24 protein-coding genes are annotated in these 21,801 nt (G+C 53.8%); 11 read left to right on the top strand and 13 right to left on the bottom strand.

What is annotated here, in order from left to right; genetic code table 11:
- From BUA39_RS09455 to BUA39_RS09410, 10 genes are all read left to right on the top strand, one after another.
- Positions 1-1,377, top strand: a complete 1,377-nt coding sequence (locus tag BUA39_RS09455) for an aldehyde dehydrogenase family protein (RefSeq protein ID WP_072792962.1) — start codon at positions 1-3, stop codon at positions 1,375-1,377.
- 46 nt (positions 1,378-1,423) lie between these two features.
- Positions 1,424-2,569: an iron-containing alcohol dehydrogenase gene (locus BUA39_RS09450; RefSeq protein ID WP_072792961.1), complete on the top strand. Its 1,146-nt coding sequence runs from the start codon at positions 1,424-1,426 to the stop codon at positions 2,567-2,569.
- Between the two features lie 100 nt (positions 2,570-2,669).
- Positions 2,670-3,284, top strand: coding sequence for an HAD family hydrolase (locus BUA39_RS09445; RefSeq protein ID WP_165610513.1), 615 nt, complete (start codon positions 2,670-2,672; stop codon positions 3,282-3,284).
- Positions 3,285-4,083: 799 nt separating this feature from the next.
- Positions 4,084-5,037 (top strand): Bug family tripartite tricarboxylate transporter substrate binding protein, encoded by a 954-nt coding sequence (locus BUA39_RS09440; protein WP_072792959.1) that lies wholly within the window; start codon positions 4,084-4,086, stop codon positions 5,035-5,037.
- A gap of 68 nt (positions 5,038-5,105) precedes the next feature.
- The gene (locus tag BUA39_RS09435; RefSeq protein ID WP_072792958.1) at positions 5,106-5,591 is read left to right on the top strand and encodes a tripartite tricarboxylate transporter TctB family protein; all 486 of its coding nucleotides are present in this window, start codon (positions 5,106-5,108) and stop codon (positions 5,589-5,591) included.
- Positions 5,585-7,072 (top strand): tripartite tricarboxylate transporter permease, encoded by a 1,488-nt coding sequence (locus tag BUA39_RS09430; protein WP_072792957.1) that lies wholly within the window; start codon positions 5,585-5,587, stop codon positions 7,070-7,072. Before BUA39_RS09435 ends, BUA39_RS09430 begins: the two co-directional genes overlap by 7 nt.
- Positions 7,069-7,755 (top strand): GntR family transcriptional regulator, encoded by a 687-nt coding sequence (locus BUA39_RS09425; RefSeq protein WP_072792956.1) that lies wholly within the window; start codon positions 7,069-7,071, stop codon positions 7,753-7,755. Before BUA39_RS09430 ends, BUA39_RS09425 begins: the two co-directional genes overlap by 4 nt.
- Before the next feature lie 84 nt (positions 7,756-7,839).
- A complete protein-coding gene (locus BUA39_RS09420) occupies positions 7,840-8,373 on the top strand; it encodes a peroxiredoxin-like family protein (protein WP_072792955.1) in 534 nt (177 codons plus the stop codon).
- A 99-nt stretch (positions 8,374-8,472) separates the two neighbouring features.
- Positions 8,473-9,102 (top strand): glutathione S-transferase family protein, encoded by a 630-nt coding sequence (locus BUA39_RS09415; protein ID WP_072792954.1) that lies wholly within the window; start codon positions 8,473-8,475, stop codon positions 9,100-9,102.
- A 4-nt stretch (positions 9,103-9,106) separates the two neighbouring features.
- Entirely contained in the window at positions 9,107-9,727 is a 621-nt protein-coding gene (locus BUA39_RS09410) for a glutathione S-transferase family protein (protein WP_072793043.1), read from the top strand.
- A 28-nt stretch (positions 9,728-9,755) separates the two neighbouring features.
- Here the strand turns inward: BUA39_RS09410 and BUA39_RS09405 are convergent, their stop codons facing one another.
- From BUA39_RS09405 to BUA39_RS09380, 6 genes are all read right to left on the bottom strand, one after another.
- The gene (locus BUA39_RS09405) at positions 9,756-10,127 is read right to left on the bottom strand and encodes a nuclear transport factor 2 family protein (protein ID WP_084604876.1); all 372 of its coding nucleotides are present in this window, start codon (positions 10,125-10,127) and stop codon (positions 9,756-9,758) included.
- 13 nt (positions 10,128-10,140) lie between these two features.
- The gene (locus BUA39_RS09400) at positions 10,141-10,917 is read right to left on the bottom strand and encodes an amino acid ABC transporter ATP-binding protein (protein WP_278246307.1); all 777 of its coding nucleotides are present in this window, start codon (positions 10,915-10,917) and stop codon (positions 10,141-10,143) included.
- Positions 10,918-10,934: 17 nt separating this feature from the next.
- On the bottom strand, positions 10,935-11,741 hold the full coding sequence (locus BUA39_RS09395) for a transporter substrate-binding domain-containing protein (protein ID WP_072792952.1): 807 nt from the start codon (positions 11,739-11,741) through the stop codon (positions 10,935-10,937).
- Positions 11,742-11,786: 45 nt separating this feature from the next.
- On the bottom strand, positions 11,787-12,443 hold the full coding sequence (locus BUA39_RS09390) for an amino acid ABC transporter permease (RefSeq protein ID WP_084604874.1): 657 nt from the start codon (positions 12,441-12,443) through the stop codon (positions 11,787-11,789).
- Between the two features lie 9 nt (positions 12,444-12,452).
- Positions 12,453-13,121, bottom strand: coding sequence for an amino acid ABC transporter permease (locus BUA39_RS09385; protein ID WP_072792951.1), 669 nt, complete (start codon positions 13,119-13,121; stop codon positions 12,453-12,455).
- 334 nt (positions 13,122-13,455) lie between these two features.
- Positions 13,456-13,686 (bottom strand): nitroreductase family protein, encoded by a 231-nt coding sequence (locus BUA39_RS09380; RefSeq protein WP_131814592.1) that lies wholly within the window; start codon positions 13,684-13,686, stop codon positions 13,456-13,458.
- Between BUA39_RS09380 and BUA39_RS09375 the strand changes: the two genes are divergently transcribed.
- Positions 13,675-14,520, top strand: coding sequence for a LysR family transcriptional regulator (locus tag BUA39_RS09375; RefSeq protein WP_084604872.1), 846 nt, complete (start codon positions 13,675-13,677; stop codon positions 14,518-14,520). The two genes, BUA39_RS09380 and BUA39_RS09375, sit on opposite strands and share 12 nt — an antisense overlap.
- Before the next feature lie 101 nt (positions 14,521-14,621).
- Here the strand turns inward: BUA39_RS09375 and BUA39_RS09370 are convergent, their stop codons facing one another.
- From BUA39_RS09370 to BUA39_RS09340, 7 genes are all read right to left on the bottom strand, one after another.
- Positions 14,622-15,449: a sugar phosphate isomerase/epimerase family protein gene (locus tag BUA39_RS09370; protein WP_072792948.1), complete on the bottom strand. Its 828-nt coding sequence runs from the start codon at positions 15,447-15,449 to the stop codon at positions 14,622-14,624.
- On the bottom strand, positions 15,446-16,612 hold the full coding sequence (locus tag BUA39_RS09365; protein ID WP_072792947.1) for a dihydrodipicolinate synthase family protein: 1,167 nt from the start codon (positions 16,610-16,612) through the stop codon (positions 15,446-15,448). Before BUA39_RS09365 ends, BUA39_RS09370 begins: the two co-directional genes overlap by 4 nt.
- Positions 16,613-16,622: 10 nt before the next feature.
- Complete coding sequence (locus tag BUA39_RS09360) at positions 16,623-17,777, bottom strand: Gfo/Idh/MocA family protein (protein WP_072792946.1); 1,155 nt, start codon at positions 17,775-17,777, stop codon at positions 16,623-16,625.
- Positions 17,778-18,007: 230 nt separating this feature from the next.
- Complete coding sequence (locus BUA39_RS09355; protein ID WP_207546213.1) at positions 18,008-18,697, bottom strand: TetR/AcrR family transcriptional regulator; 690 nt, start codon at positions 18,695-18,697, stop codon at positions 18,008-18,010.
- Positions 18,698-18,702: 5 nt separating this feature from the next.
- The gene (locus BUA39_RS09350; protein ID WP_072792944.1) at positions 18,703-20,202 is read right to left on the bottom strand and encodes a tripartite tricarboxylate transporter permease; all 1,500 of its coding nucleotides are present in this window, start codon (positions 20,200-20,202) and stop codon (positions 18,703-18,705) included.
- Complete coding sequence (locus BUA39_RS09345) at positions 20,199-20,678, bottom strand: tripartite tricarboxylate transporter TctB family protein (RefSeq protein WP_072792943.1); 480 nt, start codon at positions 20,676-20,678, stop codon at positions 20,199-20,201. The genes BUA39_RS09350 and BUA39_RS09345 overlap by 4 nt, the downstream gene beginning before the upstream one ends.
- Positions 20,679-20,749: 71 nt before the next feature.
- Complete coding sequence (locus BUA39_RS09340) at positions 20,750-21,751, bottom strand: Bug family tripartite tricarboxylate transporter substrate binding protein (RefSeq protein WP_072792942.1); 1,002 nt, start codon at positions 21,749-21,751, stop codon at positions 20,750-20,752.
- Between the last annotated feature and the right edge of the window lie 50 nt (positions 21,752-21,801).

Below are 21,801 nucleotides of genomic sequence, written 5' to 3'. Positions count from 1 at the left end.
ATGACTCTGAAATGTATCTCTCCGATCGATGGATCTGTCTTTGCCGAACGCGAAACCCTGTCGCGTGAGTCAGCGTTTGAAGCCGCTGGTCGCGCCCGTAAGGCGCAAGCCGCATGGGCAACGCGCCCGTTGGCCGAACGCTCGGCCTTGGTGATGAAAGGTGTTGAAGCCGTGGGGGCGATGAATGACGACATCGTGCCCGAACTGGCGTGGCAAATGGGGCGCCCAATTCGCTATGGTGGCGAATTCGGGGGCTTCAATGAGCGTGCCAGCCATATGGCGGCCATTGCCGAAGACGCTCTGGCAGACATTAGCGTAGGCGAAGACGAAACCTTCAAACGCTATATCAAGCGTGTCCCGCACGGGGTCGTGTTCGTTGTGGCGCCATGGAATTACCCCTACATGACCGCGATCAACACGGTTGCTCCGGCCCTGATCGCGGGCAACACCGTGATCCTGAAACATGCTACTCAGACCCTTTTGGTGGGCGAGCGCATGGCGCAGGCTTTCCACGCGGCCGGTGTGCCAGAAGACGTGTTCCAGAACGTTTTCCTAAGTCACGATGTCACTAATGACCTAATCGCGGGCAATGCCTTTGATTTTGTAAACTTCACTGGCTCAGTCGGAGGTGGGCGCGCGATGGAGCGCGCGGCGGCGGGTACATTTACCGGTGTTGGAACCGAATTGGGCGGCAAAGACCCGGCCTATGTCATGGAAGATGCCGATCTTGGTGCAGCAGTTGACACGCTGGTCGACGGAGCGATGTTCAATTCTGGCCAGTGTTGCTGCGGAATTGAACGGATTTATGTGCACGAAAGCCTCTATGACTCTTTTGTTGAATTGGCGGTAGCCATCGTCAAAGGCTACAAGCTGGGCAATCCTCTGGACGCAGAAACCACCATCGGCCCTATGGCCAATGTGCGCTTTGCCGATGAGGTGCGTGCCCAAATCGCCGAAGCAGTTGAGGCCGGCGCCATCGCCCATATTGCCCCCTTTGCCGAAGACGATGGCGGCGCCTACCTGACCCCGCAAATCCTGACAAATGTCAACCATGACATGCGTGTGATGCGGGACGAAAGCTTTGGCCCTGTTGTCGGCATCATGAAAGTCGCCTCGGATGACGAGGCTATTCGCTTGATGAATGACAGTGAATTCGGCCTGACCGCATCGCTCTGGACACGGAATCTGGAACGGGCGGAACATGTGGGCGACCGGATCGAAACAGGCACTGTGTTCATGAACCGAGCCGACTATCTGGACCCGGGCCTATGCTGGACCGGTTGCAAGAACACCGGGCGCGGCGGGGGGTTGTCGCAAATCGGCTATCACAACTTGACCCGTCCCAAGAGCTACCATCTTAAGAAAATCACTGCCTGACACATCCCCTTTGTCGGAACAGCCGGAAAATTGAAGGAAATACCACATGTCTCTCGTTGGAAACTGGTCTTACCCCACCAACATCAAATTCGGCGCAGGCCGGATCAAGGAGCTGCCTGAAGCTTGTGCAGCCCTTGGCATGAAGAAGCCGTTGCTTGTCACGGATCGCGGATTGGCCGACCTTCCGATCACCAAGGAAACACTGAATATACTCGACGCTGCCGGCCTTGGTCGCGGATTGTTCTCCAATGTTGATCCGAACCCAAATGAAACCAATCTCGACGCCGGAGTCGCCGCCTATAAGGCTGGTGGTCATGACGGCGTGATCGCCTTTGGTGGCGGCTCGGGTTTGGATCTGGGCAAGATGGTGGCCTTTATGGCCGGTCAAACCCGCCCGGTCTGGGATTTCGAAGATATCGGCGACTGGTGGACACGCGCCGAAGCGGATGCAATCGCCCCCATCGTTGCCGTACCGACAACGGCCGGCACGGGTTCTGAAGTAGGCCGCGCCAGCGTCATCACCAACTCAGAAACCCACGCCAAGAAGATCATCTTTCATCCCAAGGTTCTGCCCGGCGTCGTCATCTGCGATCCCGAGCTGACCGTGGGCATGCCGCAGTTTATTACCGCAGGCACCGGTCTTGACGCCTTTGCCCATTGCGTCGAGGCCTTTTCGAGCCCGCATTACCATCCGATGTCTCAGGGCATTGCCCTGGAGGGCATGCGACTGGTCAAGGAGTACCTGCCCCGCGCCTATGCCGACGGGTCCGACATTGAAGCACGCGCCCAGATGATGAGCGCGGCCGCCATGGGTGCCACAGCCTTTATGAAGGGCCTCGGAGCGATCCATGCCATGAGCCATCCGATCGGCGCGGTATTCAACACCCATCATGGCACGACAAACGCTGTCTGCATGCCCGCCGTGCTCGAATTCAATGCGCCCGCAATCGCGGATCGGTTCAACAGCGCTGCAGCATATCTGGGCATTTCAGGCGGATTTGACGGTTTCCGCGCTTTTGTGCAGGACTTCAACGACTCGCTGGGCATCCCACGAAAGCTGGGCGATCTGGGTGTAACCCAAAACGCGATCCCCGAACTGGTCAAAGGCGCGATTATTGATCCATCCTGTGGTGGCAACCCGGTAAAGCTGACCGAAGATAATTTGAGCACCCTATTCCAAGCTGCTCTCTGAAACGGCTTAACGCCTCTACAGACAGGCAGGAAACACTGGCGCGGTGATCATTTGAAGGTGAATGGCCGCGCCTCTAATCCTCGCCTCAACGGATACGGATATGCTTCTTTTCGACTTTGACGGTGTACTGGCGGACTCGCTGCACATCTACACGGAAATCTGCACCCAAGCGGCCCAAAACCAAGGGTATCAAGCGGAACTGCCGCCCAATCCGTTTGCTGAGCTTGACAAAATCACCTTCGAAGCTTTGGCTTTGCAGCTTGGACTTTGTCCATCAACTTTCACAGCTGATGCCACACTTTTGCTCAAACAGCGCCGGGACATAGCCCCAACCTTTGTGGGCATGATCGAAACTCTGCGCCGCCTTTCGTCCGAAACGCCACTGGGTATCCTGTCGGCCTCCCCCAAGGCGTTCATCCAGCGCTTTATTGGGTACCATGAAATTTCCGAATTCTTCTCGGTTCTGCTTACGCGAGATGACCCCGGAACCAAGGCAGAAAAAATCATCGCAATACGTCAACAGGGCACCTATTCACCTTTGGCACTGGTCGGTGATGGTGTAAGCGACATCTCTGCCGCAGCATCCGCAGGCATTTCCTCGATTGGCGTTTCCTGGGGATGGCAAATGCCCGAAAAATTACAGAACGCCGGCGCCGATTTTATTGCCGAAACACCGGCGCAAATCCAAACTTTTCTGTCCTATCTTCAAACGTAAGTTGGCTTAGAAAACAGCGCGCTGCCCCCTAGCGGAACGCAGGTCTTTTTCGATGCGGAAGAGAACGTGGATCTGAACTAGGCATTCCTCTGCAATTTGCGCCACGTCAGATTGGGTGACATCATGCTATTTCGGGCCACGCCGCCCGGCCAAACGGAAACACAAGATCACGAAACACTATTTCAAATTGATTTACGAATATTCCGTATGTGGTGCGATTATTTTGAAGACCTTGGTGATAACAGGACGGACGTAAGAATCTTTACTAATTGGTCACTCCAAACAGGGATTCGGAAATCGGATCAAAAGCCCCTGGTTGAGTGGCATTTCGAGAGCCACAAACAGCGATATGGAGTTTGGTCACCCCTTAATAAGCCTACCGCCACCATCGCTTTCGAAAGAAACTAGGTTATTAAAATGCGGGTGAAATGGGACCCAACCCTGATCGTGAATTACGTGTTTTTGAATTAACGAAACACATCCCAACTTGATTATCGCGCCAAGCGACTGTTTCAATTGGAACTCTTCGGTGTCTATTTCGGAAAAAATCTCTTAGATATAAAATCTTAGTTCATCTCGTCGATCGCAGGTATCCCCCCAACTCTTGCAGGCACGGCATCAGATAAGAATGCCTTTGCTTGCACAGGTGGCGCAAATAAATGCGGTGCGATGCAGTTCACATTCCATCAACGAAGACTGCAATCATCCTTGGCATTTCTCGCCTCCTTTCTTGTTTCATTTGACAACGCATCATTAATATATCACAATATATCTATCGACAGTAGGAGGAGACTTGTTGATGAAACGCACTATTTTTGCGGCAGTTATTGCCGCGTTGCTTCCAAGCTTTGCATTCGCCGCTGACTGGCCTGAGCGCCCAGTCACAATCGTTGTTCCTGCAGGTGCAGGCGGCGGCACAGATGCCACCGCTCGTATGCTGGCTGATCGCCTGCGCGATAAGTTCGGTGTGCCCTTTAATGTTGTGAACCAAGGCCAGGGTGGCGGTGTTGTTGGCATCAACAACATCAAAACGGCCGATCCTGACGGCTACACGATCGGCGTGATCTATAACTTTGCGCATTACGCCCCGATGGGTCAGGCGGATTTCAACGCTTCGGATTTCACAGCTATTGCGCAGTACAACTTTGACCCTGCAGGTTTCAATGTGCGTGCAGAGAGCGAATGGAACACAATCGGGGACGCGCTTGACGCAATCAAAGCGGCTCCGGCTGACTATTCTATTGCCTGCGGCGGTGGGTGCGGTGGCTCTTGGCCAATTGCAGCTGCGACGCTGTTTAACGAATGGGGCGTCGATCTTTCACAGGTTCGAATGATTGCCGGCCAAGGTGCCGCGGGCGCGTTGCAGGACATGGTTGCCGGCGGCTTTGACGTTGTACCAACATCTGTTCCTGAAGCGGGTGCTTTGATCCAAGCGGGTCGCGTGAAATCTTTGGCCGTATTTGGGTCCGAACGTTTGGCGGCTTTCCCAGACATCCCTACCCTGTCTGAGCAGACTGATCTTGATCTGTCCCTCGGTGCATGGCGCGGTGTGGTGGCCCCAGTTGGGCTGGACGCCGAGATCGCTGCAGAGCTGGAACAAGCCATGAGCGAGATCGTCAACGACGAAGGCTGGCAGGCGCAGATGACAGAGCGCGGTTTTGGTATCCAATGGCGGGATTCTTCTACCTTTGCCGACTTCATGGCCTCTGAAGAAGGCACAGTGCGCGAGATCGTCGCGACGCTAGGCCTGTAAGAACGAGTGAACTATGCCGGAGCGGCCACGCTGCTCCGGCGTCTCTGCGTCACCCGAAAGGACTTTTGATGAAACTGGACGACCTCATCAATGGCGTTGTGTTTCTTGTTTTGGGGATCGGCATTGTCGCCTATGCCCAGTCGCTGCCCACAATGGCACAGATCGAATACGGTCCCGGATTTCTGCCCAGTATCGTGGGAACCGGTATGGCCTTGGCCGGTGCAGCATTGATTATTGCTCGGATCTGGAAAAACGTCGGGATTGTTGACGGATGGTTCGCCTTCAATGGCAATGGTTTGCGTGGGTTACTTGGCGTTGGCATATTTCTCGCCGCCATTGTCTTTTACATTCTGACGGCAGACACGTTTGGGTTCCTGATTGTCGCGCCGATACTGTTGTTTGTCATCGTTTATTGGTTTGAGCGCCGATGGAAGCTCGCCATCACAGTTAGCATCGTCGGCACCTTTTTACTGCATACATTCTTCTATCAGATCATGAAGGCACCGCTGCCTTGGGGCATTCTCATTGAATATTCCGGAGCCCTGACATGGTAGCCTATGACTCCCTGATGCTCTTGCTGGAGCCAACCACGCTGGCAGTCATACTTGGCTGCGCAGTATATGGCCTCGTTGTTGGTGCGATCCCTGGATTTACCGCTACGATGGCGGTCGCCCTTTTGGTTCCGATGACCTATTTTCTCGACCCGGTTCCAGCACTTGCAGGAATTGTCACCCTTGCCGCCATGGCGATTTTTGCAGGCGACATCCCCGGGGCTTTACTGCGCATGCCCGGCACACCTGCCTCAGCAGCTTACGCAAATGAATCCTATCTTATGGCGAAACGCGGTGAGGCTGAAACCGCCTTGGGCGTCGGGCTGGTCGCATCGGCACTGGGCGGGGTTTTTGGGGCACTCATGCTGATCTTCGCCGCGCCCATGCTTGCTGAAATTTCCCTGAACTTCTCAAGCTTTGAATACTTCTGGCTGGCTTGCTTGGGGCTGGTCGCAGCGATTGCTGCCTCCAATTCGACCCCGGCGAAAGGGGCAATATCGCTGTTTATTGGCCTGACAATTGGGATGGTTGGACTTGATCCGGTTATGGGCCAACAGCGGTTTACATTTGGCAACATCAACCTCATTGGCGGTCTTGCCTTTATTCCGGTGTTGATCGGGCTTTTTGCTGTATCAGAGGCGTTCCGCTTTGGTGCAAAACCTGTCGAACGCCCTGACATTTTACCTATGTCACCCAAATCCTTGTTTGTTGGGGTCTTCAGCCATGTGCGCCGCCTGAAATGGCCAGTCTTACGAGGCTCGGGCATTGGGGCGGTGGTTGGCGCCATCCCCGGCGCAGGAGCTGACATCGCAGCATATATTTCATATGCCGTTGCGCGCCGGTCGTCGCCTCGTAAGGCGGAATTCGGGACGGGCACTGTTGATGGCATTGCACCAGCCACAGCCGCAAATAATGCGGCCGTTGGAGGTGCATTAATACCAGCAACGGTTTTCGGCATCCCTGGCGACAGCTTGACGGCGGTGATCATCGGCGTGCTCTACATGAAGGGCCTTAACCCGGGACCAACCGTCTTTATCATGCAACCAACCCTGCTGTATGCCATTTTCATCGCGTTTTTGATTGCCAATATCGTGATGGTTCCCCTCGGCTTTGGCGCCATTGTTCTATTCCGCCGTATCCTGTCTGCCCCCCCCGGTGTTGTCATGGCTCTTGTCACACTGGCCTGTATTGTCGGGGCGTTCGCGGTGGAAAATACAACTTTTGCTATTCTGGTCATGCTGGCCGCAGGTCTTTTGGGATTTTACCTTGAAGAGAATGACTTCCCGCTGGCACCCGTGATTTTGGGCATTGTTCTTGGGCCAATACTTGAGTCGACCTTCCTTGCCTCCCTCGCAAAGTCGCAGGGATCCTTCATCGAATTCTTCTCGCGGCCCATCGCGGGCAGCCTCGGAGCAATTACCATTGCAATCATCGTCGTTCCCTTATTGTATTCAACGCTCAAACGAAGAAGGCGCAAAATATGAGTAGTGACCGTCCTGAAAGCCGATCAAAAGCGGTCTATAAGGATATCGAAGAGAAAATTGTGACGCTCGTCATTTCACCCGGACGGCTGGTGACAGAGCAAGATCTTTGTACCCTCAGCGGTTTTGGGCGCACACCCGTGCGCGAGGCGGTTCAAAAGCTTGAACGGGACATGTTGGTATCTGTTCTGCCTCGACGCGGCATTCTTATCGAACCAATTGATGCCCAGAAAGCGATCAAAACGCTCGACGTGCGGCGGCGGTTGGAGCCTTTCCTGACAGCCCGCGCGGCCAATTTTGCGGAAAGCACAGAACGGTGGCGTTTTGGACAACTGGCGGAGCGGATCGAGGAAACAGGACAGACCGGAGATACTCTGGCGTTTATGGCGTTGGACCGCGAGTTGAATGATCGCGTCGCCGAAGCCGCACGTCATGACATCGCCTGTAAGGTTGTTTTCCCGCTTCACGCAATTTCTCGACGTATTGGTTACCTGCTCGCGCGCGAAACGAATACAGGTCCGGGAAGCGCTGTGGATAACCACAGCCGCATGGCGCGCGCTCTTGCTGAAGGCAATGAAGCGGCTGCCCGCGACGCGCTGGAAGAAACGTTTGAAACATCAGAGGCAACGGCACTCAAGGTCGAAGCCATGATCGACCGAGGACAAATTAAGTTCCCCGCGGCCTAACCGGCCAAATCACATCTCACCCTTCCCAACGTTTGAAGCGATTTCAAACGGCGGAGACTCTTTGACTATCGAAAGGAAATCGAAATGTTGATGCCACGCAAAAAGACCCCTGACCTGTCGGTTCAGTTGGTCACCGGAGACCAGTTCACCCTATCGGAGGAAACAAATGAACGCGGAACCGTTGTGTGTTTCTATCGCGGTTTGCATTGCCCAATCTGCGCAAATTACCTGAAAGAACTCGAACGTCTTACACCAGAGTTCAACGAACGCGGTATCGGCACCGTTGCGGTGTCGACCGATGTTAAAGACCGCGCGCAGGCGATGGCGGAAAAGGTTGGTATGTCCAGCCTGCGTCTGGGCTATGGCGTGACGATCGAAGAAGCCATGGATTGGGGGCTTTATATCTCCACATCGCGCGGCAAGTCGTCCTTGGATATCATGGAACCGGATCTGTTTTCAGAACCAGGCATATTCCTCGTACAGCCTGATCGCGCGCTCTATTACGGCTCTGTTCAAACCATGCCATTTGTGCGTCCGCACTTTAAAGAGCTTCTGGCCGCCGTCGACGGCGCAATGGCTGCAAACTATCCAGCCCGTGGCGAATATCGCCCAGACTAGTGTTCTCCCAGACCCGTTTGGTATCCTTCCCAATCAAACGGTCATGTGAACCCGGGTGATGCCGGGTTCACACTTTTTAACTCATAGAATGAGGCTCCTGTGATCCACCTATATGCATGGCCCACACCAAACTGCCGGAAAGTGTCAATCCTTTTAGAGGAACTAAGCGTTCCCTATCAGGTGCATTCCATCGACATTGGCCAAGACCAACAGTTCGCCCCGCAGTTTTTGGACATCAGTCCAAACAATAAAGTGCCCGCGATTCACGACACAGAAACAGGTGTCAAACAGTTCGAATCCGGTGCAATCATGGTTTATCTGTCTGAAAAATATGGTAAATTTCTACCAACTGACGTGACGAACCGTGCTTCGGTCATGCAATGGCTGATGTGGCAGATGGGTGGACTTGGTCCAATGGCCGGTCAGGGGCACCACTTTATGAAGTTCAACCCGGGAGCGTCGGCCTATACTGAGGATCGATTGAAAACAGAAATCGCGCGCCTCTATCGGGTGCTCAATGATCAACTCGCTGACAAGGCCTATATCGCGGGCGACTACAGCATTGCCGACATGGCCATCTGGCCCTGGGTCTCGCGCTATGAATGGCATCAGGTCGATCTCGGTGCCTATCCAAATGTGCAGACCTGGTATCGAAATATCCTCAAAAGAGACGCAGTGCAGCGCGGATACCACATTCCGCATGATGCTGGTCCAATTCCACAGGGGTGATCTTATGATTCAGGTTCTAGGCCGCAACAATTCGATCAACGTCCAAAAGGTGATGTGGTGCGCCGCTGAATTGGGGCTCGATGTTGAACGCGTCGACATGGGCGGAGAATTTGGTGGCATCGAAACGCCAGAGTTCTTGTCGCTCAATCCAAACCGCCAAATCCCGGTGTTGATTGACGGCGATTTCACAATCTGGGAATCCAATGCCATCGTAAGGTATCTTTGCCTGCAATATGACACGGCTACTTGGGTGCCAAGCTGCGCGAAACAACAGGGCCTCGCCCATCAGTGGATGGACTGGTCCCTGACCAGTTTGCATGCTGCAGTGTCGACCGTCTTCCTGCAGCTGATCCGGACGCCCGTCGCAGAACGTGATCCGCAGCTATTGGCGGACGCACATGACCGATCAGTGAAGCTATTGTCGATGATAGATGCCCAACTTGAGGGAAAGAAATTCCTTCTGGGAGACCACATTTGCATGGCCGATATCCCTATTGGATGCGCGGCCTACCGTTGGCATGCGCTTGAGATTGATCGACCAGAACTTAAAAACCTTGAACGGTGGTACAAAAGGCTAAGCGAGAGGCCGGCCTTTCGCTCTCAAGTCATGCGTCCTCTGACATAAATCCATCCGGGCAAAATCTCTCGGAGGTCTAAGCCGGTAGCGCATTATGGCAAGTGTTCAAGGTCCACTTGCCGTTTTGCCTTGCCCAGACTTGGGTCGTGACCGCTTTGATGTCAAAGTCGGTATTCGTCTCCAGCGTTCTCGTTTGCTGGATTAAATCCCCAATCATCACGGCCGTGTCCCCAATCACACGGATTTGCAGATTGTCCCGCCGCACGGATAAAAACCGAAAGCGATCCCGGACACCGGCCAGATAGGCATCTTTGCCATCAACATTCCCGTTCAGGTGAACATGGGCCAGATCGTCAGCCAGCATCGCCGCTAGCCCGTCGACATCATTGTTCATCAGCGCATTGCAACGCGCATTTTCAGCAGCTTCAAGCTCTGCGATATCAGACATGACAGCTTCCTTCTTATGCAATTTGACCCAAGAAACTGCGCGTACGCTCGTGACGCGGCGCTTCAAAAAATTGTTCCGGGTCGTTTTCTTCAATGATTTCACCGTGATCCATAAAGATCACCCGATCCGCGACCTTCCTTGCAAACCCCATCTCATGGGTTACGCAAATCATTGTCATCCCGTCAGAGGCCAGATCGATCATCGTATCCAACACCTCGTTGACCATTTCAGGGTCCAAGGCCGAGGTGGGTTCGTCAAAAAGCATCACCTTAGGGCGCATGCAAAGTGCCCGCGCGATGGCAACGCGCTGTTGCTGACCGCCAGAAAGCTGTGCCGGATATTTGTTGGCCTGCTCGGGAATACGGACGCGCTTTAGATATTCGTGTGCGATCTCTTCGGCCTCAGCCCGTGGGACACCTGCCACTTTGATCGGGCCAAGAATACAGTTTTCAAGGATAGTCATATGTGGAAACAGATTAAACTGTTGAAACACCATGCCAATTTCGCGCCGGACCGCTCGAACGCTTTTGGGATCATTTGTCAGGGCCTTGCCATCAACACGAATGGTACCGCCTTGAATCTCCTCAAGCTGATTGATGCACCGGATCAGCGTCGATTTGCCTGATCCAGAGGGTCCGCAAATAACAATCTTTTCGCCAGATTGTACGGTCAAATCCACGTTCTTGAGTGCTTGAAAAGCGCCGTACCATTTCTCAAGACCTTGCAGTTCGATAGCAGGCAGTGTCTGAGCCTGCAAAGCAGGCTCAGGTTTTGTTGGGACCATGTTCATGGATGTGTCCTTTGCGCTCACTTGGTGACCACACCAGAGAAGTCAGGCAGGGATTCCTCAAACCACTTTTGGTAGGTGGCTTCCAACTGACCGCTGGCTTTGATCTCGCCCAGGAAAGTGTTCACATAGTCCATCATTGCATCATCATCCGGGTGCACACCAAGCGCCAGAATGAAGCGGTTCATCTCAAACTTCTCGTTGAATTTGCCTGGCGCAATCTGATGAATTTGCTTCATGCCGATGTTTGACACGCCAATCGCCTCAACTTGGCCACTCAGCAGCGCCTGCACTGCGCTGACATCATCGTCAAAGCGGCGAATGTTCGTGCCCTCTGGCGCGATCTTTGTCAGCGTCGCATCCTGACCACTTGCCCGAGTTACACCAATCACATGACCCGGCAGATCATCTGCATCTGAGATATCCAAATCAGTGGGGCCAAAGATGCCAATGCGCACGGCTGCATAGGGCTCGCTGAAATCGACTTTTTCTGCACGCTCGGGTGTGATTGCAAGCGACGAAATCAGCAAGTCAACCTGACCGCTCAACAGATAAGGGATGCGGTTCGGGCCTGTGACCGGCACGATTTCCACATCCACACCCAGTTTCTCACCCAGCATCGCCGAGATATCGGCATCATACCCATCTGGTTCATTGTCGGAATTCATGAACCCGACTGGCGGAAAGTCCACAAGCATGCCGACCTTCATCGAACCTGCGTTTTGAATGTCGGAAATGCTGTCGGCGGCGGCGTGCTGCGCACCGAGAACGCTCAACGCGAGCGCGGCTGATGCTGCGATCAGGCCCTTTGTTTTAGCTAGTACCATGTTTCTCCTCCTAAATGGTGTAGCGGTTGCATTTGGGCCGCGCGGTTAACGTGCGACGGCCCGGTCAAATCTGGATTCAAGGCGCTTTGCCGCCAAAGACAGCGGCCAGCACAGAATGAAGTAGAGAACAGCAACGAGGCTGATCACCACGAAAGGTTTGAAGGTCGCGTTGCTGATGACCTGCCCCGCCCGGGTTAGTTCTGTGAACCCAATAATGGATGCTAGGGAGGTGCTCTTAATGAGTTGCACCAGAAATCCCGTGGTCGGGGCAGCAGCAATCCGTGCCGCCTGAGGCAGGATCACGTCCTTCAAGCGTGTGACATAACCATAGGCCAAAGCATCAGCTGCCTCGGTCTGGCCACGCGGCACAGCTTGGATACATCCGCGCCAAATCTCGCCAAGAAAGGCGCTGGCATGCAAAGTCAGTGCTACAGCCGCAGCCAGCCATGCGCTGGTCGGAAGGCCAACGATATTAAGACCAAAATAAACGATGAAGAGCTGCATCAACAGCGGCGTGCCCTGAAACAAACGGATAAAGCCCGTCGCGGCCAACCTTGCCGATGTGTTGTCTGACACGCGAGCAAGGGCAACGGTCAGGCCTCCTAACGCACCGCCTAGGAATGCGATCAACGAAAGCGCAATCGTCCAGCGGATCGCGAGTACGATATAGATGACTTCGCCTGTTCCAAATTCACGGATCATCTTTGCCTCCTACCTGTTGACCGGATAGGCGAACCAAGAGCGCCCAATGAGAGAAAATGCGATCGAGAAGGCAATCGACATCACGAGGTAAATCGCAGTCGTCACCAGATAGACCTCGAAACTCGCAAATGTCAGTGAATTCAAATCGTTACTGGCAGCCGTCAGGTCAGTGGCAGAAATCGCGGATACCACACTTGAGCCAAGCATCAAAAAGATGAACTGGCTGGTCAAAGCTGGATAGACAGCGCGCAGAGCTGGCTTGATCACGACGTAGCGCAGGACTTGGAGCCACGAAAGGCCAATGGCCTGAGCGGCTTCGATCTGACCACGGTTAATGGAATTGATCCCGGCCCGAATGATCTCGGTTCCATAGGCGCCAAAATTCACGGTCAGGGCCAGCAATGCTGCTTGGTTGGGCGACATACGAATACCCAAGGCAGGCAAGCCAAAAAAGATGAAATAGATCTGCACGAGGAATGGCGTGTTGCGAATGATCTCGACATAGATGTCGACCACCAGATTCAGCAGACGGATGCCCGATGTTTTCCCAATTGCGCCAGCAACCGACACGGCGAGCCCCAATAGCATCGCCATACAAGACATCTGAATTGTAAACCAAGCCCCGAGCAAAAGCGTATCAAACGCCCCGAAAACCGGTTCGAAATTAAACTGATACAACCTGGCTCCTCCCGTCGTATCGCAAATTTTCCGAAGATGCAGAGGTCGGCTTCACTCCAGCGGTATTTGTATCGCAAAGTTCTATTGCAGACACAGTTCAGATCGACGTCATCACCTTCTTAATATATCACAGTATATTAATAGATATGAGTCAAGTGGATTTTTTGGGACTTAAGATTTGGTGGCCGCGTGATTTCAGAAATATCTTTGTGCACATAAGTCGGATCGCGATGCCGAAGCGGCGCGATCCTCCCTGAGCAGGCGCGACCGATGGAGATAGTGCCCGGCCGCATAAGACGCGGTCGGTACGTTCGTGTTCAGATATGAGAGATGATCAGACTTCGGTCAGGATCTCGTTAAATGGCAGTCGGGACTTTGGCAGCTTTGCGTTAAAGTCCGTATCGGAGTCGGAGTAGCCCAGAGTAACGATGAAAAGGCTGCTGTACCCCTTTTCACGCAAGCCGAATTCTGCATCCAACGCGCGCGTGTCGATGCTTTCCATCGGTGTAGCATTGATGCCCAGCGTCGAAACGCCCAAAAGTAATTCCCAGAGATTAAGGTACACCTGTTTGTTTCATTTGGTGAGCGTCTGGCGGCGCTAGAGGCACATTATGGGGTTACATTGCTCAATCGAACGACCCGCTCCTTTAGCCTAACGGAAGAAGGGCGCACGCTCTTGGAGGGCGCAAGGACGGTGCTGGACGAAGTCAAAGACTTGGATTCCCGCATTCGCTATGGCGCTGAAACCGTTTCTGGCCTGATCCGCATCAGTGCACCCAGCGACATGGGACGAAACACCATTTCTGAAGCGATTGCTGAATTTCTCGAACGCCACCCTCAAGCCATGATCGAGCAATCTTTGGCTGACGGTTATGTGAATATTGTGGGTGAAGGATTTGATCTCGCCATACGGTTTGGACATGTTTCAGACAGTTCGCTGCGGGTTCGCAGGATCGATGAAATGCGTCGCGTCGTTTGTGCATCGCCAAGCTATTTGAGTGCGCATGGAACGCCCGAGTCCCCTTCCGATCTAAAGGATCACAACCGCCTGATTATGCGTTTTGGCCGCGATCTTGACAATGTTTGGCAGTTTGGCACCGGACCAAATCGCCAAGAAATTCTTGTCAGAGGAAATCGCGTCGCCAATGACGGGGAATTGGTGAGGCAATGGGCGCTGAAAGGATATGGCATTATCTTAAAGTCCGAGCTCGACACGCGCGAGGACCTGCGTGCAGGTCGGCTGATCCCACTCCTAACAGATTTTTTGCCGCCGCCAATCCCACTCCAGATCATGTTTCCGCCGGGACGCACACTGCCAAGGCGTGTCCGAACCTTTGCGGACTTTCTAGTCGATTACATCAAACGAAAGTCATTCGAGTCAGTCGCCAAGCCTTGTTAAAGACTTGCGCTTTGAAAAAACTTCCGACCGTAAGGCGCGGGCGCTCAAATTGTTCAAGCGACCGCCTCTGACGCGCAAATTTTACCACCAGTCGCCCCAGACTAGCAGGCAGACGCACCACGTTCGATGATCACTTGCATCACCTCGTCAGCGTCACGTCTCCACCAGTTATCCGCCGAGAATATCTCCACTTCGACAAGGCCCGCAAACCCCTCTGCTTCGACATCAGAACGCAGGCCACGAATATCGATCACCCCATCGCCCATCATTCCGCGATCTGTCAGCAGGTCTTTGGTTTCAAGCAACCAGTCACATACATGAAAGGCCAGCAGGCGATCCTGTCCTGCGCGTTTGATCTGTTCCTGGATGTCTGGGTCCCACCAAACATGGTACACGTCCACTGCAGCACCGATACCTGCGCCGAGACGATCACAGATATCAAGTGTTTGACTCAAGGTATTCACACAAGCACGATCTGCGGCATACATGGGATGCAATGGCTCGATGGCGATCTTAACCCCGACAGAGCGGGCATAGTCCAGCGTTTGCGCCAACCCGTCTTCGACGATCGCGCGCGCGCCCTGAATATCCTTGCTCCCCTCGGCCAGCCCGCCAACTACCATCACAAGGCAGTCCGCTCCGATTTGAGCGGCCTCATCCACTGCGCGCCTGTTGTCGTCAAGCACCGCCTGAGTCAAAGCGCCTTCGGCCGTGTACCAACCGCCCCGGCAGAGGCCTGACACCTGTAGACCGGCATCTTTGATCTTTTTAGCTGCTTTTGAAACACCAAGGTCCTGAAGCACATCACGCCAAGGCGCAATGCCGCCTAGGCCGTGCCGAGCGCAGCCTTCGATACACTGCTCAAGGTTCCATTGTTGTTTGACCGTTGCCGTGTTCAAAGACAGGCGGTTTGCTGAAACGCCGGTCATTGGGTCACACCGTAAGTTGCAAATACGCTGGCGGCGCGCCGGGCGGTCATCTCTGGGTCGGGGAATAGTCCGGCATCGCTGCCCAGCCGGATCAGGTCTGCCAAGTGTAACATTGACCGCGCGGCCTGCTGCCCTCCGAGCATGGTAAAGTGGTCTTGATGACCATTCAGATAGGCCGAAAAGACCACGCCGGTCTTGTAAAAGCGTGTTGGCGCTTTGAAGATGTGGCGTGACAGGGCGACCGTCGGTTCCAGTTGAGCGAGGAAAGCCTGTGTATCGCCAGCGCTGAGCGCGTTTAAAGCGTTCGCAGCCATCGGTGCGATTGGGTCAAAGATCCCCAAAAGGGCGTGGCTGAAGCCTTGTTCGTCCCCGGCAATCAATTCGGGATAGTTAAAATCGTCACCCGTATACATGCGCACATTGGCCGGCAGGCGGTTGCGCATCGTGATTTCTTTCTCAGCGGAAAGCAGCGAAATTTTGATGCCGTCAATTTTCGAAGCACTTTCGGCAATAATGTCCAAACAGATGTCCATCGCGATATCGTGGTCATCTGATCCCCAATAGCCTTTCAAAGCTGGATCAAACATCTCGCCCAACCAATGCAAAATCGCCGGACGCTGCAGACCACCCAAGATGCGCGCGTAGACCTTGCGATAGTCATCGGGCGATTGCGCCACGGCTGCCAAGGCGCGGGATGCCATCATGATGACCTGCCCGCCTGCGGCTTCAACCGCCTCGCATTGCAATTCATAGGCTGCAATGACGTCATCCAAAGTGACATCCGGGCCGGGTTCAAGATGATCTGTCCCCGCGCCGCAAGCCACAAGATGGCCGCCAGATTTGGCCAGCGCGACACTTTTCTGAATAAGCTCAAGCGAGGTATTCCAGTCCATACCCATTCCGCGTTGCGCGGTGTCCATGGCTTCGGCGACGCCGAACCCTAGGTTCCACAGGTGCTCTCGGAAGGCGAGTGTGCGATCCCAATCAACGGCGCCTTCGATCATGGGCGCATTATCGGCAAACGGGTCTACTACAACATGCACCGCGGCATAGACCGTGCGCACATCGCGTTGAATCGGAGACACTGCGGCAGGATCAATCCCTGGCTTGATAGTAAAGGATTCAGTCCCGCCGCCTGCGGTCGGCAATATCAACTGTGCCATAAAACTCTCCTTAGATGTCCAGATCCGGCAGATCGACCCAACGACGGGTGCGGGCACTTTCGTAACCAGCTTCTGCCAATTGGACGCCTTTGGCACCCTCGACCAAGTCGTATTTCCATGGGGCATCTTCAACAACGTGACGCAGGAACTGCTCCCACTGCACTTTGAAGCCATTGTCCAAAGGAACGTTGTCCGGCACTTCTTCCCAACCCGCGTGGAAATCCATTTTGTTTGGCTCATCCGGGTTCCAGACCGGCTTGGGCGTATTGACGCGGTGCTGGCTATAGCAAGAGTGCAAGCCAGCCACAGCAGACCCGTGCGTGCCATCGATCTGGAAGGTCACCAGATCATCGCGTTTTACGCGGGTGCACCAGCTGGAATTGATATGGGCGACGATGTCGCCTTCCAGCATGAAGGTCGCATAAGCCGCGTCATCCGCTGTGCAGTCATATTCGCGCCCAGCTTCGTCAACCCGTTTTGGAATATGCGTCGCCGTCGTGCACGACACGGACTTGACCGGAGCGACCACGTTATCAAGCACATACCGCCAATGGCACAGCATGTCAGACACCATACCACCACCATCTTCAGCGCGGTAATTCCAGCTTGGCCGCTGTGCAGGCATCCAGTCGCCTTCAAAAACCCAATAGCCAAACTCGCCCTTCACCGACAGAATTTTGCCAAAGAAGCCGCTGTCACGCAGCCGTTTCAGTTTGACGAGCCCTGGCAGATCAAGTTTGTCGTGCACGATGCCGTTCTTCACATTCTTTTCACGCGCGTACTTCGCAATCTCAAGCGCTTCGGTTAGCCCCTCAGAGACAGGCTTTTCGCAGTAAACATGTTTACCGGCGTCGATAGCCTTGCGCAGCAACCCCGGGCGCAACTGCGTCGAGGCAGCATCAAAGAAAATTTCGTTATAAGGGTCTGCCAGTGCCGCATCCATATCGGTGGTGTAGCGTTCAACCGAATGACGCGCCGCCAAGGCCGCGATTTTGTCCGCGTTCCGCCCGACGATGATCGGATCAGGGATAAGCTGTTCGCCGTTATCTAGGGCAATCCCACCCTGATTGCGAATAGCCAGAACTGATCGGATCAAATGCTGATTCATACCCATACGGCCGGTCACGCCGTGCATAATGATGCCAATATTCCGAGTTTTTGTCATGTCATCCTCCAAAGTCTTGATATTACCTACTAGTCAGTAATATAAATGGCAAGTGGATTTTTCGCTGACGACGTGCAGTTAAAGACAAAGCGTTTCTCGTGTGGACCAACGACCATCAAGATGCCAAAAATCACATCGGTTCAAGCCGCGTATTGCTCAGATATGCAGGTCTACGGCGGCTTGTCATTGGAGTTGTGCGTGTTCGCAGGATTCACCACACTATGAATGGCTTACGAACTGCGCGTGCTCCTTACGTAAGCAAGCACCATTTGGGTAATTTCCTGCGTGTGCTTGTCGAGCCAATCGTCATCAATTTTTACCTCGAATACCGATTCCAAAGTGTGGCGATTGGAAATTGGGAAGTAGCACAAGGAAGCGATCTTAATATAGAGATCCACCGCTGAAATACCGGCCCCCATTAATCCCTCCTGAATGCCACGGCTGACGACTCTTTCGATCTGGTCCAGAAGCTTTGTCTGAATGCCGGCCGCATCTTCCAACGTTCTGATCGTATGCCCACCGCGTAGGTTTTCGGTGTTCAGCATCGAAATGAACCATGGGTTCTCTCGGAAATGTTTGACCGTGAACTTGACCAGCATCTCAATTGCCTCGATTGGGTCGAGTTCATCCAGATTTAGCTTCTCTTCCCCTGCCCTGATCCGAACATAGGCTTCACGCAGGGCAGCAGTGTAAACGGCATCCTTGTCGCCAAAATAGTCGTAGATGAGTGGTTTGCTAACGCCCGCTTGGCGCGCAATTTCGTCCACGCGCGCACCGGCATAGCCCTTTTCAGCAAATTCGATGAGAGCCGCGGTGAGGATCAATTCCTTTGACGCACTGGCGTCGCGAGGCCGCTTTTTGCCAAGTTTTCGACCCTTGGTCTTTAAAGAGTCGGTCACTGTAACATGCGGCTCACTCAATTGATTTACTCCTCTTGAAAGCGTTGCTTGCGACGGCGAAAGAGCCCTCCAAATACCACCAGTAAAACCAATACAACAAAAAAGGCCGAAATTGGTCGTGTAAAGAAAGGAAGGATATCTCCGTCGCTAATGATTAGGCCTCTTCTCAAGCTTTTATCAAGCAATGTGCCCAAGATAATGCCTAACACCAAGGGCGGCATGGGATATTTCATTTGGCGCAAGATGAACCCCAATATGCCAAATGCGACCATGACCCAGACGTCAAATAGACGTTGGCTAATGGCGTAAGGCCCAATCACGCAAAGCGTAAAGACGATTGGCATCAGATAATGGTTTGGAATCTTTAGGACCGATACAAAGACCGGGGTCAAGGTCACACCAAAGACTAAGATTGCCACCGTCGCCAACAGAAGCATGATCGCAACCGTGTAGATGAAACCGGGTTGGTCGATCATGATCATCGGTCCAGGACGAACACCGTGAATAAACAGCGCAGCGATCAACACCGCTGACGCGGCAGACCCGGGAACGGCAAGCGTGATTGCGGGAATTAAAGAGCCCGGAACGACGGCGCTATTACCGGTTTCAGCAGCGATCAAGCCTTCTTCTGAACCCTTGCCAAACAATTCGCGCTCTTTGCTGCGCGCCCGTGCCGCTGCGTAGGACGCCCAAGCACCGATATCTTCACCCACACCGGGCAAAATCCCAACAACGGTCCCGATCACTCCGGATCGGAAAATTGTATAGCGGTAGGATAACAGCTTAAAAACGTTCGAGGGGCCTTTGCGCGCCTTCTCGGTCGTTTCCGTAATGACGCCTGCACGAGACGCTATCGTTGTCAGCACCTCAGCAAACCCGAACACACCAACCATGGCAGGTATCAACCCAATCCCACCCGAGAGAGGCTGGAACCCAAAATCGAAACGAACATGCGCGTGAATGCCTTCCGAACCAATCATCGCAACTGCAAGGCCAAGAAACCCCGCGATGTGCCCCTTGAGCGCATTGCCGTTGGATGTGAGCTGGCCTGAGATAATGATGCCAAACACAGCAAGCCAAAAGAATTCCTGAGCACCGAATTTCAAAGCAAACGCAGCGAGCGGCGGAGCGATCAGCACCAACAAAACGATGCCCACAATCGTCCCGAGCGCCGATCCAAGGGTCGCCAAAGTCATCGCTTGTTTCGCTTTGCCCGCCATAGCCAGTGGATATCCATCTAGCGAGGTCGCAGCGCTTGCAGGTGTGCCCGGAATGTTTAGCAAAATCGCACTGCGTGATCCGCCGTAGATTGCGCCGACGTACATGCAGATCAGCACCAATATGGCTGCATCGCGCTCTAGCCCGTAGGTCAATGTCGTCAGCAAGGCGACGCCCATCGTTGCTGTCAAACCCGGTAGGCTACCGACAAAAATACCCAGAACCGTCGCCCAAACGACGTGGAACAACATCATTGGCTGGGTCAATTCAAAGAGGGCGACAGAGAGGTAATCAAAGGTGCTTGTCATGGCAGACGCACCAAGAAAGCATATCTAAAGAGAGCTGATATTGCAGCCGACATGACCAATCCAAAGAGCACCGCTTTGATCATTAGGGGGCCCCTGCTGGTCTCAGTTTCCGCCGCATCGGACCCCAAACGAAATGTCGCGATCGCGATAAAAATGGACGTCGCCCAGAAAAAGGGAATTCGCCCCAACATCACAAGCGCATAAAATAGACAGATAACGAGCATCTGAAAAAGAAGGCCGGGCTTCTGCACACTTATGATCTCGGATGCCCGAACCTTCATGTTTGTTGCAACCAAAAGCACCCCGCTCAGGGCAATCAGTAGTCCCAAGCCCATCGGTACAAGACCCGGAATGCTGGCAGGATGGATGCGTCGAACTTCAAGCCGATCCATTGTGAAACCGCCCCAAGTCAAGGCACAGCCGAGCATGACAAGTATCAGCCCGAACACCAGATCAGCCGTCTTCATGTTTAACATTCGTACCGCTCTCTTAGATACAAGAACACCGTGCGGCCATTATAGACGCACGGTGTAAAAAAGGTTTGCTGTTACTCGCAGGAAATGCCGATTTCAGACGGATCAAGGACAGCCTCGCCCCGATGCACTCGTGCGCAGGCTTCTGCAATAACGACAGGCATCGCTCGCTTGATCGCTTCCTCGCCATAGCTTGGCGCAAAAACCGCGCCTCGGCTTGATGCATATTCTTGCAATTCAGGCGACGTCATTATCCGACGCTCCCAAATCTCGTTAACAGTCTGATAGACCTCTTCCGGAGCACCCTTTGGAATAAAGACACCGAAGTAATCTGGCGCGATTTCCATATTAGGCAGCCAGTTGGTGATTGGTGGCACCGGGTCCAAACCTTCGACGACAAGATTGGTGTCTGACAACACGGCCAATGGACGCAAATTGCCTGCCTTTGCCATCTCTGTCTGCTCTACGGCGAGCTGGGTCGTTGCCACGACTTCGCCCGATACCGCCGCAATCACCGCAGGATTTCCGCCGTCATAGCTTACCATCCGAGCGCCAAACTCTCCGCCAGCAGCTTCTTGAATCGCTGCGAGAGCCATTCCACCTGAGGAGTTCACACCCGCCGTTCCGACCGTGACGTCTTGACCACGCATGGCTTCCAGCAATGCACCAAAGTCATCGTAGCCCGATCCTGGGTTGACGCTTACCAGAGGAACGTTCGCGACATGAAGGTAGACCTCATAGTCGTCAATCGAGGTGTTTTCGAGCATCCCAGTGACAGCATAGGTCGCGTTATTTGCGATTGCATTCGCCGTCCAGGTGTAACCGTCACGCGGAGCGTCCAGCGCTGATTTGGTCCCCAGCGACCCAGATGCTCCGGGTTGGTTCACCACAACAACAGAAACGCCCAGTTCTTCGGCAAGGATCGGTGCAACCACTCGTGTGACCTGATCTGTCGATCCCCCTGCTGACCAAGGCACAATGATGTTAATCGGTCGATCCGGTTTCCAGCCATCTGCCATTAGGGCCGAAGCGGAAAGCCCCAACACCACAGATGCGCGCAAAATATCCCTTATCATAGCCAACCTCCCTTATTACTGACTAGTAGGTAATTAAGGAGTTAGATGTC

Source organism: Cognatishimia maritima (assembly GCF_900129685.1).
Classification (GTDB): Bacteria; Pseudomonadota; Alphaproteobacteria; order Rhodobacterales; family Rhodobacteraceae; genus Cognatishimia; species Cognatishimia maritima.
This window is presented reverse-complemented; position numbering and strand designations above follow the sequence as displayed.

Coding starts and splice junctions, on each gene's coding strand:
- BUA39_RS09420 (WP_072792955.1), top strand. CDS start 7,840: ATGTTGATGCCACGCAAAAAGACCCCTGACCTGTCGGTTCAGTTGGTC.
- BUA39_RS09455 (WP_072792962.1), top strand. CDS start 1: ATGACTCTGAAATGTATCTCTCCGATCGATGGATCTGTCTTTGCCGAA.
- BUA39_RS09405 (WP_084604876.1), bottom strand. CDS start 10,127: ATGTCTGATATCGCAGAGCTTGAAGCTGCTGAAAATGCGCGTTGCAAT.
- BUA39_RS09395 (WP_072792952.1), bottom strand. CDS start 11,741: ATGGTACTAGCTAAAACAAAGGGCCTGATCGCAGCATCAGCCGCGCTC.
- BUA39_RS09370 (WP_072792948.1), bottom strand. CDS start 15,449: ATGACCGGCGTTTCAGCAAACCGCCTGTCTTTGAACACGGCAACGGTC.
- BUA39_RS09430 (WP_072792957.1), top strand. CDS start 5,585: ATGGTAGCCTATGACTCCCTGATGCTCTTGCTGGAGCCAACCACGCTG.
- BUA39_RS09400 (WP_278246307.1), bottom strand. CDS start 10,917: ATGAACATGGTCCCAACAAAACCTGAGCCTGCTTTGCAGGCTCAGACA.
- BUA39_RS09340 (WP_072792942.1), bottom strand. CDS start 21,751: ATGATAAGGGATATTTTGCGCGCATCTGTGGTGTTGGGGCTTTCCGCT.
- BUA39_RS09350 (WP_072792944.1), bottom strand. CDS start 20,202: ATGACAAGCACCTTTGATTACCTCTCTGTCGCCCTCTTTGAATTGACC.
- BUA39_RS09425 (WP_072792956.1), top strand. CDS start 7,069: ATGAGTAGTGACCGTCCTGAAAGCCGATCAAAAGCGGTCTATAAGGAT.
- BUA39_RS09435 (WP_072792958.1), top strand. CDS start 5,106: ATGAAACTGGACGACCTCATCAATGGCGTTGTGTTTCTTGTTTTGGGG.
- BUA39_RS09445 (WP_165610513.1), top strand. CDS start 2,670: ATGCTTCTTTTCGACTTTGACGGTGTACTGGCGGACTCGCTGCACATC.
- BUA39_RS09365 (WP_072792947.1), bottom strand. CDS start 16,612: ATGGCACAGTTGATATTGCCGACCGCAGGCGGCGGGACTGAATCCTTT.
- BUA39_RS09360 (WP_072792946.1), bottom strand. CDS start 17,777: ATGACAAAAACTCGGAATATTGGCATCATTATGCACGGCGTGACCGGC.
- BUA39_RS09450 (WP_072792961.1), top strand. CDS start 1,424: ATGTCTCTCGTTGGAAACTGGTCTTACCCCACCAACATCAAATTCGGC.
- BUA39_RS09345 (WP_072792943.1), bottom strand. CDS start 20,678: ATGTTAAACATGAAGACGGCTGATCTGGTGTTCGGGCTGATACTTGTC.
- BUA39_RS09440 (WP_072792959.1), top strand. CDS start 4,084: ATGAAACGCACTATTTTTGCGGCAGTTATTGCCGCGTTGCTTCCAAGC.
- BUA39_RS09410 (WP_072793043.1), top strand. CDS start 9,107: ATGATTCAGGTTCTAGGCCGCAACAATTCGATCAACGTCCAAAAGGTG.
- BUA39_RS09390 (WP_084604874.1), bottom strand. CDS start 12,443: ATGATCCGTGAATTTGGAACAGGCGAAGTCATCTATATCGTACTCGCG.